The 14,549-nt window shown below is 63.7% G+C and carries 15 protein-coding genes; 3 read left to right on the top strand and 12 right to left on the bottom strand.

The window, feature by feature from the left end:
• Window positions 1-12: 12 nt before the first annotated feature.
• Genes LQR33_RS18920 through flgB form a run of 7 tightly spaced genes read right to left on the bottom strand, consistent with a single transcriptional unit; the run spans window position 13 to window position 5,184 of the window.
• A complete protein-coding gene (locus LQR33_RS18920) occupies window positions 13-696 on the bottom strand; it encodes a flagellar basal body L-ring protein FlgH (RefSeq protein ID WP_166438304.1) in 684 nt (227 codons plus the stop codon).
• Window positions 697-735: 39 nt separating this feature from the next.
• On the bottom strand, window positions 736-1,518 hold the full coding sequence (gene flgG, locus LQR33_RS18915) for a flagellar basal-body rod protein FlgG (protein ID WP_021477265.1): 783 nt from the start codon (window positions 1,516-1,518) through the stop codon (window positions 736-738).
• Between the two features lie 34 nt (window positions 1,519-1,552).
• Window positions 1,553-2,293 carry a flagellar basal body rod protein FlgF gene (locus tag LQR33_RS18910; RefSeq protein ID WP_021477266.1) on the bottom strand — a complete coding sequence of 247 codons (741 nt, stop codon included), beginning with the start codon at window positions 2,291-2,293 and terminating at the stop codon, window positions 1,553-1,555.
• 15 nt (window positions 2,294-2,308) lie between these two features.
• Window positions 2,309-3,553 carry a flagellar hook protein FlgE gene (gene flgE / locus LQR33_RS18905; RefSeq protein ID WP_166438303.1) on the bottom strand — a complete coding sequence of 415 codons (1,245 nt, stop codon included), beginning with the start codon at window positions 3,551-3,553 and terminating at the stop codon, window positions 2,309-2,311.
• 40 nt (window positions 3,554-3,593) lie between these two features.
• A complete protein-coding gene (locus LQR33_RS18900; protein ID WP_166438302.1) occupies window positions 3,594-4,334 on the bottom strand; it encodes a flagellar hook assembly protein FlgD in 741 nt (246 codons plus the stop codon).
• Between the two features lie 21 nt (window positions 4,335-4,355).
• Complete coding sequence (flgC, locus tag LQR33_RS18895) at window positions 4,356-4,766, bottom strand: flagellar basal body rod protein FlgC (RefSeq protein ID WP_021477269.1); 411 nt, start codon at window positions 4,764-4,766, stop codon at window positions 4,356-4,358.
• A 4-nt stretch (window positions 4,767-4,770) separates the two neighbouring features.
• Window positions 4,771-5,184: a flagellar basal body rod protein FlgB gene (gene flgB, locus LQR33_RS18890; protein WP_166438301.1), complete on the bottom strand. Its 414-nt coding sequence runs from the start codon at window positions 5,182-5,184 to the stop codon at window positions 4,771-4,773.
• A 245-nt stretch (window positions 5,185-5,429) separates the two neighbouring features.
• Here flgB and LQR33_RS18885 point away from each other — a divergent pair, with 245 nt between their 5' ends.
• Window positions 5,430-6,227, top strand: coding sequence for a response regulator (locus tag LQR33_RS18885; RefSeq protein ID WP_231470092.1), 798 nt, complete (start codon window positions 5,430-5,432; stop codon window positions 6,225-6,227).
• Between the two features lie 62 nt (window positions 6,228-6,289).
• On the opposite strand, the gene LQR33_RS18880 is transcribed toward LQR33_RS18885, so the two are convergent.
• Both LQR33_RS18880 and LQR33_RS18875 read right to left on the bottom strand, forming a co-directional pair.
• Window positions 6,290-7,117, bottom strand: a complete 828-nt coding sequence (locus tag LQR33_RS18880) for a hypothetical protein (protein ID WP_166438299.1) — start codon at window positions 7,115-7,117, stop codon at window positions 6,290-6,292.
• Window positions 7,118-7,205: 88 nt separating this feature from the next.
• Window positions 7,206-8,249: an EAL domain-containing protein gene (locus tag LQR33_RS18875; protein WP_231470090.1), complete on the bottom strand. Its 1,044-nt coding sequence runs from the start codon at window positions 8,247-8,249 to the stop codon at window positions 7,206-7,208.
• A gap of 435 nt (window positions 8,250-8,684) precedes the next feature.
• Between LQR33_RS18875 and LQR33_RS18870 the strand changes: the two genes are divergently transcribed.
• Window positions 8,685-10,004, top strand: coding sequence for a DEAD/DEAH box helicase (locus LQR33_RS18870; protein ID WP_021477274.1), 1,320 nt, complete (start codon window positions 8,685-8,687; stop codon window positions 10,002-10,004).
• Window positions 10,005-10,066: 62 nt separating this feature from the next.
• On the opposite strand, the gene LQR33_RS18865 is transcribed toward LQR33_RS18870, so the two are convergent.
• From LQR33_RS18865 to LQR33_RS18855, 3 genes are all read right to left on the bottom strand, one after another.
• Window positions 10,067-10,675 carry a hypothetical protein gene (locus LQR33_RS18865; protein WP_221665622.1) on the bottom strand — a complete coding sequence of 203 codons (609 nt, stop codon included), beginning with the start codon at window positions 10,673-10,675 and terminating at the stop codon, window positions 10,067-10,069.
• A 140-nt stretch (window positions 10,676-10,815) separates the two neighbouring features.
• Window positions 10,816-12,501: a glycoside hydrolase family 9 protein gene (locus LQR33_RS18860; RefSeq protein ID WP_231470088.1), complete on the bottom strand. Its 1,686-nt coding sequence runs from the start codon at window positions 12,499-12,501 to the stop codon at window positions 10,816-10,818.
• Between the two features lie 25 nt (window positions 12,502-12,526).
• Window positions 12,527-13,738, bottom strand: coding sequence for an ROK family transcriptional regulator (locus LQR33_RS18855; RefSeq protein WP_231470086.1), 1,212 nt, complete (start codon window positions 13,736-13,738; stop codon window positions 12,527-12,529).
• A 156-nt stretch (window positions 13,739-13,894) separates the two neighbouring features.
• Here LQR33_RS18855 and LQR33_RS18850 point away from each other — a divergent pair.
• Window positions 13,895-14,549 (top strand): glucosamine kinase nucleotide-binding domain-containing protein (locus LQR33_RS18850; RefSeq protein ID WP_231470084.1); only part of this gene is annotated, 655 nt, incomplete at its 3' end.

Raw genomic sequence — 14,549 nt, 5'->3', positions numbered from 1 at the left:
CCCTCGCCGCGCTCAAATCGGCAGCAGCGACATGAAAATCTTGGACAGCCAACCGGGCTCGTTGTACAGCCGGTTATTGCCCTTGGTTTGCTGTTCGATGCGCGCATCCGCCACCTTCAGCGACGAGACGGTGCGATCCGGAGAAACATCTCTCGGGTTGACCACGCCGGACAGGCGGATGGATTCGGTGTCGCTGTTGATGCGCACCTGCTTCTCGCCGCTGACCACCAGATTGCCGTTGGCCAGCATGTCGATCACCGTCACGGTGATGGAGCTGACGAAGGTGGTGGCGACCTGGTTGTTGCCCTTGCCGGTATTGTTGGCGGTGCCCGAACTGTTGAAGTTGGTGCCGCCCAGGCCGCTGGCCAGGCCGCTAGGCAGGAAAGGAATCTTCACTCCCGCCGTGATATTCGACGTCAAGCCGGAAGTGCGGGTATCCGTGGTCTGCTCAGATTGCGAAGTGGAGGAGTTCTCCTGGATCGTAACCTGCAAGGTATCGCCCACCTGCACCGGCATCGAATCCTGAAACATCGGCCGATAGCTGGCCGCCTGGAAGATGGCGCCATTGGCCGGCAGGCCCACCGAGCGCGGCTGCGGCCGCGCCGTGGTCGGGCCCTGCACCAACGGCGGCTCCTGCACTACGCACCCCGTCAGCAACGCCGCCGCGGACAGCAAAATCGCCAGATTGGTTTTCATCGCCCTACTCCCGTCATTCCGGCCGCGCTCGGCCCATCGTTACAGATTGCTCAGCTTCTGCAGCATCTGGTCGGCGGTGGTCACCGCGCGCGAATTCATCTCGAACGAGCGCTGGGCAGTGATCATGTTGACCAGCTCCTCGGTCACGTTGACGTTGGACATTTCCAGGAATCCGGATCGGATAGAGCCCCGGTTGTCGGTCTGCGCATCGCCATCCTGCGGATCGCCGGAAGCGGCGGTCTGCAGATACAGGTTGCCGCCCGTGCTCTCCAGACCCTGGGGATTGATGAAGGTGGTCAGCAGAATGGTTCCCGCCGTCTGCGGAGCAGTGGCTCCGGGCAGCGTGTATTGCACTACCCCGGCGGTCGATACGGTGATCTGCGTCGCGTTGGCCGGAATATTGATATTCGGGTTCATCGGGTAACCCATAGCGGTCACCACATCGCCGTTGGAGTTGCGCTGGAATTCGCCGTCGCGGGTATATGCGGTGGTGCCGTTGGGCAGTTGGACGCGAAAGAAGCCATCGCCGTCGATCTGCATGTCCAGCGGCTGGCCAGTCTGCGTCGGAATGCCCTGGGCATGAATGCGGGCAGTGGCAACGGCGGCTGCGCCGGTGCCGATCTGCAGACCCGAAGGCAAGGTGCTGCCGTTGGCAAGCTGTCCGCCCGGCTGGCGCAGGGTCTGGTAGTACAGCTCTTCGAATATGCCTCGGCTGCGCTTGAAGCCTATGGTGTTGACGTTGGCCAGGTTGTTGGATACCACGTCCAGCTGAAACTGGCTGGCGTCCATGCCGGTCTTGGCGATATACAGTGCGCGCATCATGGCGTTTTACCTTGTTCTTTCCTCTGCCCCGGCATCAGCTCGTGGACAGCAACTGCGCAGCCTGCTGATCGTTCTGCTGCGAGGTTTGCATCATCTTGATATTGAGTTCGTACTGGCGGCCATGGGAGATCATCTGCACCAGCGCCTCCACCGAATTGACATTGGAAGCTTCCAGCGTTTCCGGCACCAGCTTGACATCGGCGCTGGCCGGCAGCGTGCCGCCGCCATTGACGTGAAACAGGCCATCCTCGCCCTTGTACACATCCTTGGGCCCGGGATTGACCATCTTGATCTGCCCCACCAGCTGCGGCGCGCGATTGGCGCCGGTCAGCGGCGCCGCCATCACCGAGCCGTCCTGGCCCAGCTGAACCTGGGTGCCCGCCGGCACCGTGATCGGGCCGCCGTCGCCCATGATGACCAGCCCGGTGCGGGTATGCATCAGGCCATTGGCGTCCAGCACATAGCCGCCGTCGCGGGTATACGATTCTTGCCCGTCCGCGCCCTGCACCGCGAAGAAGCCCGGCGAGCCAAGCGCGAAATCGGACGGATTGCCGGTATGCTGCAGCGCGCCCTGGCTGGCGTCAAAGCCGATGGTGTTGTCGACGACATAGGTCCGGGTCGGCGCGCCGTCGCCGATCACCGGCAACGCCCGATATGCCGCCAGATCCGCCTTGAAGGCATTGGTGTTGACGTTGGCCAGATTGTTCGCGGTGGTCGCCTGCTGCCAAGCCTCATGCTTGGCGCCTGTCATCGCGAGGTACAGCACTCTATCCATGCTTCAATCCGCCGCTTAGATGTTCAACAGGGTTTGGATCAGCGTGTCCTGGGTCTTGATCGTCTGCGCGTTGGCCTGGTAGTAGCGCTGCGCGGTGATCATGTTCACCAGCTCGTTGGTCAGGTTGACGTTGGAATCCTCCACCTGGCCGGACGACAAGGTGCCAGCATTGCCAGCGCCCGGATTATTGACCGTCGGCGAACCGGAATTGCCGGTCTGGACCCACATATTGCCGCCGATGTCCTGCAAGCCCTGCGGATTGACGAAGGTCGACAGCGCCACCTGGCCTATGGTCTTGGTCTGGCTATTGGAGAAGCTGGCCTGAATCATGCCGTTGGCCGAGATGTTCACGCCCTGCAGCGTGCCCGGCGCCGTGCCGTCCTGAATCTGCGGCGACAAGGTGCCGAACTGCTGGTTGTTCTGCACAGAATTGGCGAAATCCACGGTCACGGTCTGAGGGATCGCCGAACCGTTCACCGGCGTAGTGGTGAACGTGATCGGCACCGGCGTAAAGCCGGTCAGATTGCCGCTGGTATCGAAATTCAAATTGAAACTGGCGCCAGCGCCGGCAGTTGTCGGCTTGCCATCGACGTAGGCATTGACCGTCCAGGTATTGCCAGTGGCCGCGGACGACGTCAGCGAGTAATAAAACACCATCTGGTGCGGGTTGCCCAGGCTGTCGAATACCTGCACGGTATTCGGCCAGTTATACGACGTAGGATCCGCCGGGTTGTTGATGGGCACGCCAGTGGGCGTTTTCTGATTGGAATTCAACTGCACCGGCATGCTCAGCTTGGTGGTGGCGTGCGGAGCGATGGATGTGGTGGTCAGTTGCAGATTGCCGACCGGCCCCTGGGAAACGCTCCCGCTCGCATTCGCCGTCCAACCCTGGACAAAATTGCCGGCAGTGTTGACCAAGTAACCTTGGCTATTGACCTGGAACTGGCCATTGCGGGTATACGCCTGCGTGCCGTTGGGCAAGCCCATGATGAAGAAGCCGGCGTTATTGATCGCCAAGTCCAGGCTGCGGCCGGTGGAATCGAGGTTGCCGTTGCCCATGTTCTGCGTCACTGCCTGCACCTGGGTGCCAATGCCCGGCGTGGTGGCGGTGATGCCGTACAGGCTGTTGCCGTAGAGATCGGCGAACTCGGTGCGCGAGCTCTTGAAACCGACGGTATTGGCGTTGGCCACGTTGTTGCCTATGGTGTCCAATTGCACGGACGCCGCGTTCAGACCACTCAGACCTTGTTGAAAGCCCATCTCAACTGCTCCTCATCAAGCTTTATTTTGGCAGAGTGCTTCAGGACATCTGCGCGACATTGGACAACGGCACCAGGTTGTTGCCCGGCAGCACCAGCATCGGCGAACCATTGGCCCAGGATACCGCCTGGACCTGCTGGGTGTTGTAGGCCGTGGCGGTCGTAGTGCCAGACGAACTGGCCTGCGCCACCTTGACCTGGAACGTGTAACTGCCGCCAGCCGGCAACTGGTTGTTGTTCGCGTCCTTGCCGTCCCAACTGAAGGTTGTCAGGCCCTTGCCCAGGTTCTGCAGCGGCACCGTATCCACCACATTGCCGTTCTGATCCAGCACATTGACCTGCACCGAAGCGGCGGGTCCGTTCAACAGCACGCCCGCCTGGGTGGTCTGGCCGGCGGCCGGCGCGGTCAGGGCGTTGCCGGCCACCATCACGTTCTTGCCTATCATGCTGGAGGCCATCAGCGATTGGGTGGCGCTCTGCGCCGACACCATTTGCTGCATGGTCTGGTTCAGCGTCTGCAAGCCGGCCACCTGGCTGATCTGCGCCATCTGGCTGGTGATCTGGCTGTTGTCCATCGGATTCAGCGGATCCTGCGCGTTCAACTGCGCGGTCAGCAGCGTCAGGAAATTGTTCTGCATCGCCTGCGCGCTGGTCACCGACGAATTGCTGGACTTCGTGCCGGCATTGTTGGTCGACTGAATGGAGCCAGGCGGTACTTGGCCGCTGTTCACGTTGGTGTAATCGAATCCGTTTCCGATGCCGTTCGTTGCTGCGGTAGCCATGGCCGTCACCCTTTAGCTAGTTTATTGACCGAGCTGCAGCGTCTTCTGCAGCAGCGTCTTGGCGGTGTTCATCATTTCAACGTTGTTCTGGTAGGCGCGAGAGGCGGCGATCATGTCAGCCATCTCCTCCACCACGTTGACGTTGGGCATGGTCACGTAGCCGCGCTCGTCGGCCAGCGGATTGCCCGGTTCGTACTTCAGCCTCGGCGGCGACTGGTCTTCCACCACCGACGTCACGCGCACGCCGGCCACCTGCGGCTGGGCGTTGTCCACAGGAATCGCGGTGAACACCACGTGGCGCCCTTTGTAAGGCTGGCCGGTCGAGCTGGTGGCGCTTTCCGCGTTGGCCAGATTGCTGGCCACCACGTTTAGCCGCATCGATTGCGCCGACAGCGCCGAACCTGAAATATTGAAGAGATTAGATAGTGACATTCAATCAGCCTCCCGTGCCGCTGCCCTGGATCGCCGAGCTCAGGCCGCTGATCTTCTTGTTGAGGAAGGCCAGCGTGGTCTGATACTGCAAAGCGTTGTCGGCGAAAGCGCCGCGCTCTACGTCCATATCCACCGTATTGCCGTCCAGGCTGGGCTGCACCGCGCTGCGGTACTGCAGCGGCGTGCCGGAGCCGTCGCCGGCCTGATTGGCGATGTGGCGCGCGTCGGTCTGGGCCAGCCTCAGTTGCCCTTGCTTGTCCACCTGCGCCTGCAGCGCGGATTTGAAATCGAAATCCACCGCCTTGTAATACGGCGTTTCAGCGTTCGCGATGTTGCTGCCTATCACTTCGGCGCGATAGGCCTGCAAATTCAGCGCGCGCTGCTGAAAATCGAAATAGTGGGCAATCTTGTCTAGCATTGGGCAATCTCCTCGCTGGCCTACGCTAAAGCACGAAGTGTGCCAGCGCTTGAAAGCCGCGCAAAGCCAAGTTTTCACGCCGATTCGGCCGCAAGCGGCAAGTTTGCCGGCCGGGCGCGGCGCGAGCGGCGGCAAAACTTGCCGCCCTCATCCTCATCAAGCTATTTGAGGATTTTGCTTGCCGGCCCATCCAAATCGTGCCAAACCGACAATAATGTAAATAAGTAGAATGTCGGAGCGGAGCGATGCTGGCTTTGGAACAACTGCTGATCTCATTGGCCGAACCCTCCCAGGTGCAGGCGCAAATCATCACCAAGGCGCTGGAGGCGATGGGCGCCGCCCAGATAGAAGTCCACCCTTCCGGCCGCGAGCTGATAGAACAGGCCCGGCAAAGGCGGCCGAATCTGATCATCAGCGCCTACCACCTGCCCGACATCACGGGCGCGGAACTGGTCCGGGAGTTGCGCGAAAGCGATGATCTGTACGACCTGCCCTTCATCCTGATCTCCAGCGAGACCAATCCGGAAAGACTGGAAACGATACGCCAGGCCGGCAGCCTGGCCATCCTGTCCAAGCCGTTCACGCCTGAGGAGTTCGATCTGGCGATGCAGTCGGTGATGAGTTTTCTCAACTGCCCCAGCCTCGGCGCCGAGGTCGACTCCGACATGGCGCTGATGAACGTGCTCATCGTCGACGACAGCAGCACTTCGCGCCATCACATCCGGCAGGTGCTGGAGAAGCTGGGCTTCGAGCATTTCTGCGAGGCGGCCAGCAGCGAAGCGGCCATACCCTATCTGGAGCAGGAGCCGTTCAAGCTCATCATCACCGACTACCACATGCCAGGCATGGACGGGCTGGACTTCGCCCGCCACGTCCGCAGCAGCGGACTCCAGCCGGACACGCCGGTGATGATGATCACCAGCGACAGCGACAATATCGGCCAGAGCGATCTGGAGGACGCGGGCATCGCCGCCTGCTGCCAGAAGCCTTTCGACATGGAAAAGATGCGCGAGCTGATCCGGACCCTGCTCAACGAGTATTAACGCCCGGCGATGCCGGGCGTTTCTCCGCTTCGATCAGCTCGTTCAGCGCAAGGCGCGCATCCTCAGCGCGGCGCCACCCATACCAGGCGCGAATGCGCCTTGTCCGCGCCGAAAGACTGGCGGCGCCAATAACCCTGGCTGGCGTATTCGGCGCCATCGGCCAGTTCCGGCACCCGGCAGAAAGTCACCTCGCCGAAGCCAGACTTCAACAGTTGGCTGCGCGCCTTCTGCCGGGTTTTGACACACGAGGGATGCGCGGCTTCCGCCACCCACTCAGCCGGCGCGGAAGCCTCCCAGCCCTTGGCCAGCTCCAGCTTGGGCTGAGTCATCATCGCTAGGCCGTTCAATACGGAAGACAGCAGCCCCTGCCAATCGGCGGCCACATTTTCCAGCTGCGGCGCCAGCTCGCCCGGGTACTCCACCCGCGCCAACTCAACTTGGTCCGCCGCCTGCAGCCAATTGACGCCATCCGGCGCGAAGCCCATCCGCACCATCGTCAGCAGCAAGGCGCGACGCTCCGGCTGATGCGCGATGAAGGCCCCGCCCTCACCCGGCACATGCAGGAAAAAGGCCGCGGCGGGCAGATTCAGCGTATCGGGCAGGTTCGACGGCTGCCGGGTGTGGGCCAAGGCTGCCGCCAACGCGCCATCCAGATGGGACACCACGCGCCCGTGGCGAGCGAAGTGACCCCAGGCCTCGGCCAGCGCCAATTCGCAGACGATGGTGGCCTGCGGAATCTCGAACACTTGCGCCGCGCGCTCCAGCTCGCGCTTGATCACATCCTTCATCTGCGCCCGCGCCTCGGCGGCCTGGACCGTCTGGGCATACAGCTGCCCCACTCGCTTGGCCCAAGGCCGGGTGGCGGCGTAGCGTTGCACGGCGTATTCCATGCCACTGCTTCCTTCGAAATAAAAAGGGCCGCATTGTAGCAAACGCGGCCCCATGCCCCAACCCGTCCCCCAAACCCGCGCCAAGCCTCTAACGGCCGCCGCCCTTTCGCCGCGTCGGCGACCGGTCCTGGATGACCCCGGAGTACAGCCACTGCCGGAAGTGGCTCAGCGCCATCGGCTTGCCGAAATAGAACCCCTGCAACAACTCGAATCCACTCGCTTTCAGATAATTCTGCTGGCCCGCAGTCTCCACGCCCTTGACGATCACGCTCACGCCCAACTGGCGGGACGACGGCAACAGGCCGTCCAGCACATTGCCGCGCAGCGTGTCCTGCCCCAATGCGGAGGCGAAGCCTTTTTCCACCTTCAGATAATCAAAACCCCAGCGCCGCAGATAGTCCTTATCAGCATAGCCGGAGCCGAAATCGTCCAGCGCTAGCTTCACACCCTCCCGCTTGAGTCTTCGGATCACCTCCTGCGCGCCGGACGCCTCGCTCAATGGCGTCTGCTCCGAAATTTCCAGCACCAACGCCGCCTGCTTGGCCCGTAGCATCTCCAGCATTTCCCGGCAATCGTTCGCCAGCTCCGGCATCGCCAGATGCTCGCCGGCGATATTGACGCCGACGATGAAACCCGGCGGCAAGGCCACCTGGCGCAACTCGCCGGCCGCCCGCTTAAGCAGATAGCGGGTCAGCGGCACGATCAACCCCGCCTCGGTCGCCTCCCGGATGAACAGGTCGGCCCTCACATTGCCCTGCATCGGATGGCGCCAGCGCGCCAGCACTTCCGCGCCGACGCACTCCCCGCCCGCGGCGGTGACGATGGGCTGGTAATGGACGAAAAACTCCTGGTTGCGTATGCCTTCCAGTATTTCCCAGTCGCTGGCACTGCGCACGCCCGCGCCGCGCCGCAGCCAGCCGGCGAACATCGCCCCGGCCAGCGCGGCCAGAACCCCCACCTCCGCGCCGAGCGCCCATCCGCGCCAATCCGGGGGATCAAAGCCCGCCCGGCCCAGCCACCAAGGCAGGAACAGCGCCGGCAGCGCGCACGCCAGCACCGCCAACGCATATACCGGCGCGGCGCCCGCCCCGGCCGCCCACCGCGACAGCCACACCGCCAACTTCCGCCCCATCCGCATCCGCCCGCCCCCAGCCTGCTGACTTATAGTGCAGTGTAGCGAGCGAGGATGGCTTCGCCAGCCCCGCGCCCGCGCCCGCGCAGGGCGATCGCAGGCTATTTTTGCGGATAGTCCAAATCAAGACACAAACAATCAAATACTTATCCGGCCATTTTTCAGAAAAGTGTTGCCTTGGGGCCGTAATTAATGTACAGTCCGGCCTCTTGTAATTTCACCGGGCAAACCCACACCACGCCTCTGCCCGAGTGTGTTTTCATCGTCCCTGACCCTTTACCAGGCTTCGTCCAAGCAATAATGTCGCTTTCGACTGGACCGCTGTTCGCCGCTTGCCAGGTTAGTGCCGATGATTTGCGGCCCAAAGGCGCCGTATAACCGCCACGAAATCTGGCTATAAGTGACGCCGGCATCATCCGGCCTGAAAGGACATACATGAACTTTTCCGATCTGGGCATCGCCCCGACCATCCTGCGCGCTCTGGAAGCTGCCGGCTACACCTCCCCCACCTCGGTTCAAGCCGAAGCCGTCCCGGCCGCCATCGCTGGCCGCGACCTGCTGGTTTCCGCTCAAACCGGCAGCGGCAAGACCGCCGCTTTCCTGCTACCTGCGCTGACCAAGCTGTCGGAACGCTCCACCGGCAAGGGCCAAGGCCCGCGCGTGCTGGTGCTGACCCCAACCCGCGAACTGGCGCAGCAAGTTGAAAAGAACGCTCTGGAATATGGTAAGGACCTGCGCTGGATGAAGACCGCCTGCCTGGTGGGCGGCTCTTCCTTCGGCTTCCAGATTCGCGCCCTGTCCCGCCCGATCGATCTGATCGTGGCTACTCCGGGCCGCTTGATGGACCACATGCGCTCCGGCCGCATCGACTTCTCCCGTCTGGAAATGCTGGTACTGGACGAAGCCGACCGCATGCTGGACATGGGTTTCATCGACGACATCGAAGCCATCGTCAAGGCTACGCCGGAATCGCGTCAGACCGTGCTGTTCTCCGCCACGCTGGACGGCATCGTCGGCCGCATGGCTGAAAAGATGACCCGCGATCCGCAACGCATCGAGATCGCCCGTACCGAAACTTCCGGCGGCACCATTGACGAACACCTGCTGTACGCGGACGACCTGAACCACAAGCATCGCCTGCTGGATCACATCCTGAAGGAATCCGGCTTCGACCAGTGCGTGATCTTCTCCGCCACCAAGGCGTATACCGAAGAGCTGGCCGACAAGCTGTCTGATCAGGGCTACTCCGCCGCCTGCCTGCACGGCGACATGCCGCAAAGCTGGCGCAATCGCACCCTGAACGACCTGCGTCGCGGTCGCATCAAGGTATTGGTCGCCACCGACGTGGCCGCCCGCGGCATCGACGTGCCGACCATCACCCACGTGGTGAACTTCGACCTGCCGAAGCAAGCTGAAGACTACGTGCACCGCATCGGCCGTACTGGCCGCGCCGGCCGCGACGGCACCGCCATCACCCTGGCGGAAGCGAAAGAGTCGCACAAAGTGCGCCGCATCGAGCAATACCTGAAGCGTTCCATCGCCGAAGGCGTGATCGAAGGCATGGAGCCGACCCGTCGCCCGTCCAAGGGCGGCCCGCGTCGCAACGGCAAGCCGGGTGGTTACGGCGATCGTCGCGGCAATGGCGGCGGCAGCCGCGGCGGCTATCAGGGCAATCGCCGCGAAGGTGGTTACCAAGGCCAGCGCCGCGAAGGCGGCTACCAAGGCAACCGCGGTCCGCGCAGCAACGCGCAATAAGGTTGAGCTTGAAATGAAAAACGGCGGGCATCCCCGCCGTTTTTTTTCGTCCGCGCCGCGCCTTATTTCTTGGCCACAGCCGGCTTGCACAACATGGCGCTCGGAGAATGGAAACTGCCGCTGGGCAGGCCGCGATTGTCGAACACGGTCCCGCCAAGAAGCAGGCCCTTGTTGGGATTCGTCACATTGGACGGCCAGGGAATGATGTAATTGATCTTGGAGATGCCGGAACTGCCGGCGCTGCCTCCGGAGAACGACACGTCGCCCGCGAACTGGATCTGGGCGGTCCGGTAGCCGATAGGCCCCCACGGGCCGCCTTGCCTGACCTGTCCGGACACGATCATCACCTTGTCGCGCACTTCGATCGAAGTGATTCCGCCGCCGCTGCCTGCCGCGCCCGCCTCGTCGCCCCAGGATCCGCTGGCGGTGAAACCCACCAGGTCCATGTAACCGGTTACCTTGTAGCCATTTACATTGCCGGCGATCAACAGCCGGTTGGGCGACACCGCGCCGATGTAGTTGATGGTGGCGTTGGTGTTCAACTGGTTGAACCCCGGCCCGATGATCGCGAAGCGCGTATCGCAATCCTGATTCGAATCGGCCAGAACGGACGGACTGGCTCCTGAAAAAGCCGCGCCTGCCGCCAGGGCAAGCAGTATCTTGGACTTCATCACGGTTCCTTTCTTGTTGTCATCGCGGCGATTCGATGCCAGTGGCTTCCTCGCCGCGTCGCCTATCGTGAAGCAAGCCAAGAAAAAATGACATTGATATTAAAAAACAAACAACAAAATCTGATTGATATCAATAATTCTTATTCCCCGCCTATCGCCTGCCGCCGTGCCAAAGCCAGCATCAGCCAGGCCCCATGGGGCAGCCACTGCTCGCTCCAGCGCCATGACTGGCTGATGTCGGTCTGCTCCGGCAGCAGGAAGGCGATGCCATCGCCCCTTCCCGGCTCGGCGGTGACGCCGTTGCAAACCCCGCCGGGCGCGTTGCAGTAGCCCGGCTCGTAACGCGGATTGTTCCTCCCATACCCCTGCCACATGCAAACATCGAATGGATTGCGGCCCAACACCCAGTCCACAGCGGCCTGGGCGTAGGCATTCAGGTCTTCCGCCAGCTCCGGCCAGCGCGCCGCGCCGCGCCAGGCGGCGGCGGCCAGCGAGCCCAGCCGCGCGTTCTCGCCCTGCCACCAATAGCCGCTAGCATTGCGCTGCGGCATGAAAAAACGCGCGCCTTCGATCTCGCCCGCCTGCCTGACCCATTGCCGCGGATAGCCAAAAGGGTTGCCCCCCGCGCTGCGGGCCAACTCGCCACGCAGTCCTAGCTTCCACCCCCGCTCCACGGCTTCGGCGCAAGGGCCGTCCGGCAAGGTTTCCAGGTAGCGCGCCAGCGCCATATATGGCAGGCCGGCATCGGACGCGTGGCAGAAGCTGCGGCTTTGCCGGCGATCCAGCCAGAACCAGCCGTCGCCGTGCTGTCGGGCCAGCAAGCCGGCCGCGCGCTCCGCCGCCGCGTCGGCGTAATCGCTGTCGCCGCAGGCCGCGTACAGTTCGCAGGCGGCCAGCAGCGCGCAGTAGTCGTCGATCAGGTTTTCCTCGCCGTCCGGCAAATAATCGAGGCCATGCTCCCGCAGATGGGCGAAACCCTGCCGCGCGGCCGCCAGATATTCCGCCCGCTCGCTTTCGCCGTCGCGCGGCAGCATCGACGCCGCAGCCAGCGCCGCCACCGCCATGCCGCCACCCTGGCGCCAGCCCGCCTGGAAAGCCGAAGATCGCACGCCCTGCTGCGTGGAATAGGCGCACAAGCTGCGTCGGCCCTCGTCCTTGCTCCAGCCATCGAACAGGGTCTGGTAGAAGAAACCCGATTCATGTTGCATCCGCAGCAGGAAATCGGCGCCATGCAGCGCCTCGTCAACCAAGCGCTCGTCGAACCACTTGCCCTGCTGCGGCAAGGCTTGCCGCGCCTGGATCAGGATCCAGACCAGCAGCGGCGTCTGCTGGGGATTCAGATAATTGGCATAGGACAGGTGGCTCAGATACTTGGAGCAATCGCCGGAAGCGTCGAACCACCCCCCATGCGCGTCGCGCCGCGCGTCGCCGCCCTCTTCCGGCGCCGCGCGGTCGGCCTGATCGTACAGGCCGCTGCAGCGCTGCGACTTGAAATAGAACACCAGATCCGACAACAGCGCCGGCCCGTACAAGCCATCCGCCACCTCGAACGGCGCCGACACCAGCGGCGGCGCGCTGCCTTCCAGCCACAGCTGATAGCGTCCGGGCTGGGTCAGTTCGTCGAGATTCGCGCGCCAATAGTGATCGTCGCCCCAGCCGTTCACGCTGCCCAGCGCCTGCAACGGCGCGCGCATCACCACCTTGCCGGCGGCATCCAGCACCGCCGCGGCATCCGCCGCCGCGCCGGCCTTCGCCTGCAGTAATATCGGCTTGGCCGCCTTTCGCTCGAAGCCCAGATGATTGAACAGGAACCGCATCGCCATCATCGCCCTCCAGTCTGATTCCGCGCGCTCAACGCCGGCCGCCCTTCAGCAGCACCTCGTATTGCGGATTGAATTCGTCGAACACCAGCAAGGCCGCCGCCCCCAGCGCCACCACGTCGCGGCCGGCGCTGCCCTGCCGCAAACGTTCGCCGCTGCTGCTGCGCACCGACAACGGCAACGGATGCAGCCGCGCCATCAAAGCCTCTTGCCAGACTGGCGGCAACAATCCGCCCAGCACCACCGCGTCGATGTCCAGCATGGATTCCAAGATATTGATCGCCTGCCGCAGCGGCCCTGCCGCGGCGTCCAGCCAGCGCTCTCCGGCTGCGTCTATCCCCCGCGCGGCCAGATGCTCGGGCGTGGCGAGCGGTCCGCCGGCGATGCCCAGCTCCTCATACAGCGCCTGCAGCGATACGTAGCGTTCCAGGCAGCCGCGGTTGCCGCAATCGCAAGGCCGGCCGGCCGGCACTACCATCATGTGCCCCGCTTCGCCGGCGTTGCGCCGGCCGCCGGTGTACAGCCGGCCATCCAGAAACAGTCCGGCGCCCAGCCCGGCGCCGATGAACAGGTAAACGAAATTGCGCAGCTCGCTGGCCATGCCGTACAGCCGCTCGCCTATCGCCGCCGCGGTGGCGTCCTTTTCCAGCAGCACCGGCAGGCCCAGCGCCCGCTCCAGCCCCGCCGCGTCCATGCCCTCCCACCCAGGCAACGTGGTCGGCCCCACCGAGGTCATCCCCTCCACGCCGAACGGCCCCGGCATCACCAGGCCCAAGCCCAGCAACCGCCCCCAGTCCAGACCGGACTCCCGCCTCAGCCGCTGCAGCAGATCCGAGATCAGCGGCAATGCTTCGTCCGGCGACGGGCGACTCACCGGCGCCTCCAGCCGGGCCCTCACCCGGCCCGACAAATCCAGCGCCAAGGCCACCAGCATCTGGTGATCCAGCTGCATCCCCACCGCGTAAGCGCCGTCCGGATTGAGGGTAAGCGGAATGGCGGGCTGTCCGCGCGCCCCCTCCCGCAAAGGCTGTCCCGCCAGCAGCATGCCCGCGTCCAACAGCTCGGCGGCGATATTGGACACCGTCTGCGGCGTCAGCGCAGTCAGCCGAGCCAAATCGGCCCGGGTCAATTGGCCGTTCAGGCGCACGGTTTCCAGCACCGCGCGTCGGTTATGCGAACGGGCGTATTCGAGATTGGTGCCCGACACCGTGCGCGGCTCGGCGGCTGATGATGTTTTTTTCATGAAACAGAAGTATGACGGCGACGCACCGGCCAAACAAGCCATTGTCATCGAGCCGTACTTAAATAAATCAAGTTGACGAAATAAAATTCGAATGCTTTACTAGTGAAAATTCAAATGTCATCATTCGAACGAGGCGGGCCGAAAGCCCGGCAAGCGATGAACCCAAGCATCCGATACCTGATAGGCGTGGATGGCGGCGGCACCGGCACCCGCATCCGCCTGAACGCGGCCGACGGCTCCCCGCTGGCGCAGTCGGAAGGCGGTGCCTCAGCGCTGTCACTGGGCATCGGCAAGGCTTGGCAAGCCGTGCGCTCCACGCTGAACGACGCTTTCGAGCAGGCCGGCCTTCCCGTGCCGCCCATCCATGAGTGCGCGCTGGGGCTAGGCCTGTCAGGCGTTCACAACAAACAGTGGGCGAGCGAATTCAAGGCGCTGGCGCCGGACTTCGCCGAGCTCCGCCTGGCCACCGACGGCTACACCACCCTGCTGGGCGCGCACGGCGGCCAGCCCGGCATCATCGTCGCGCTGGGCACCGGCAGCATAGGCGAAGCGTTGTATTCCGACGGCAGCCACCGCGAGGTGGGCGGCTGGGGCTATCCCAGCGGCGATGAGGCCAGCGGGGCCTGGCTGGGCCAGCGCGCCGCCCAGCTCACCCAGATGGCGCTGGACGGCCGCCGCAGCCACAGTCCGCTGACGCGCGCGGTGCTGGAATTCGTCGGCGGCGACTGGCAAGCGATGATGAACTGGAACGGCCGCGCCACGCCATCCCAGTTCGCCCGGCTGGCGCCGCTGGCGCTGGGCGCCGCCCGCG

This window comes from Chromobacterium piscinae (genome assembly GCF_021129175.1).
In the GTDB taxonomy this organism is placed as follows: Bacteria; Pseudomonadota; Gammaproteobacteria; order Burkholderiales; family Chromobacteriaceae; genus Chromobacterium; species Chromobacterium piscinae.
Note: the sequence above shows the minus strand (reverse complement) of the source record. Positions and strands in the feature narration are given on the sequence as shown.

Excerpts from the sequence above, each read along its gene's own strand:
- LQR33_RS18920 (WP_166438304.1), bottom strand. The coding sequence starts at position 696 with ATGAAAACCAATCTGGCGATTTTGCTGTCCGCGGCGGCGTTGCTGACG.
- flgG (WP_021477265.1), bottom strand. The coding sequence starts at position 1,518 with ATGATGCGCGCACTGTATATCGCCAAGACCGGCATGGACGCCAGCCAG.
- LQR33_RS18910 (WP_021477266.1), bottom strand. The coding sequence starts at position 2,293 with ATGGATAGAGTGCTGTACCTCGCGATGACAGGCGCCAAGCATGAGGCT.
- flgE (WP_166438303.1), bottom strand. The coding sequence starts at position 3,553 with ATGGGCTTTCAACAAGGTCTGAGTGGTCTGAACGCGGCGTCCGTGCAA.
- LQR33_RS18900 (WP_166438302.1), bottom strand. The coding sequence starts at position 4,334 with ATGGCTACCGCAGCAACGAACGGCATCGGAAACGGATTCGATTACACC.
- flgC (WP_021477269.1), bottom strand. The coding sequence starts at position 4,766 with ATGTCACTATCTAATCTCTTCAATATTTCAGGTTCGGCGCTGTCGGCG.
- flgB (WP_166438301.1), bottom strand. The coding sequence starts at position 5,184 with ATGCTAGACAAGATTGCCCACTATTTCGATTTTCAGCAGCGCGCGCTG.
- LQR33_RS18885 (WP_231470092.1), top strand. The coding sequence starts at position 5,430 with ATGCTGGCTTTGGAACAACTGCTGATCTCATTGGCCGAACCCTCCCAG.
- LQR33_RS18880 (WP_166438299.1), bottom strand. The coding sequence starts at position 7,117 with ATGGAATACGCCGTGCAACGCTACGCCGCCACCCGGCCTTGGGCCAAG.
- LQR33_RS18875 (WP_231470090.1), bottom strand. The coding sequence starts at position 8,249 with ATGGGGCGGAAGTTGGCGGTGTGGCTGTCGCGGTGGGCGGCCGGGGCG.
- LQR33_RS18870 (WP_021477274.1), top strand. The coding sequence starts at position 8,685 with ATGAACTTTTCCGATCTGGGCATCGCCCCGACCATCCTGCGCGCTCTG.
- LQR33_RS18865 (WP_221665622.1), bottom strand. The coding sequence starts at position 10,675 with ATGAAGTCCAAGATACTGCTTGCCCTGGCGGCAGGCGCGGCTTTTTCA.
- LQR33_RS18860 (WP_231470088.1), bottom strand. The coding sequence starts at position 12,501 with ATGATGGCGATGCGGTTCCTGTTCAATCATCTGGGCTTCGAGCGAAAG.
- LQR33_RS18855 (WP_231470086.1), bottom strand. The coding sequence starts at position 13,738 with ATGAAAAAAACATCATCAGCCGCCGAGCCGCGCACGGTGTCGGGCACC.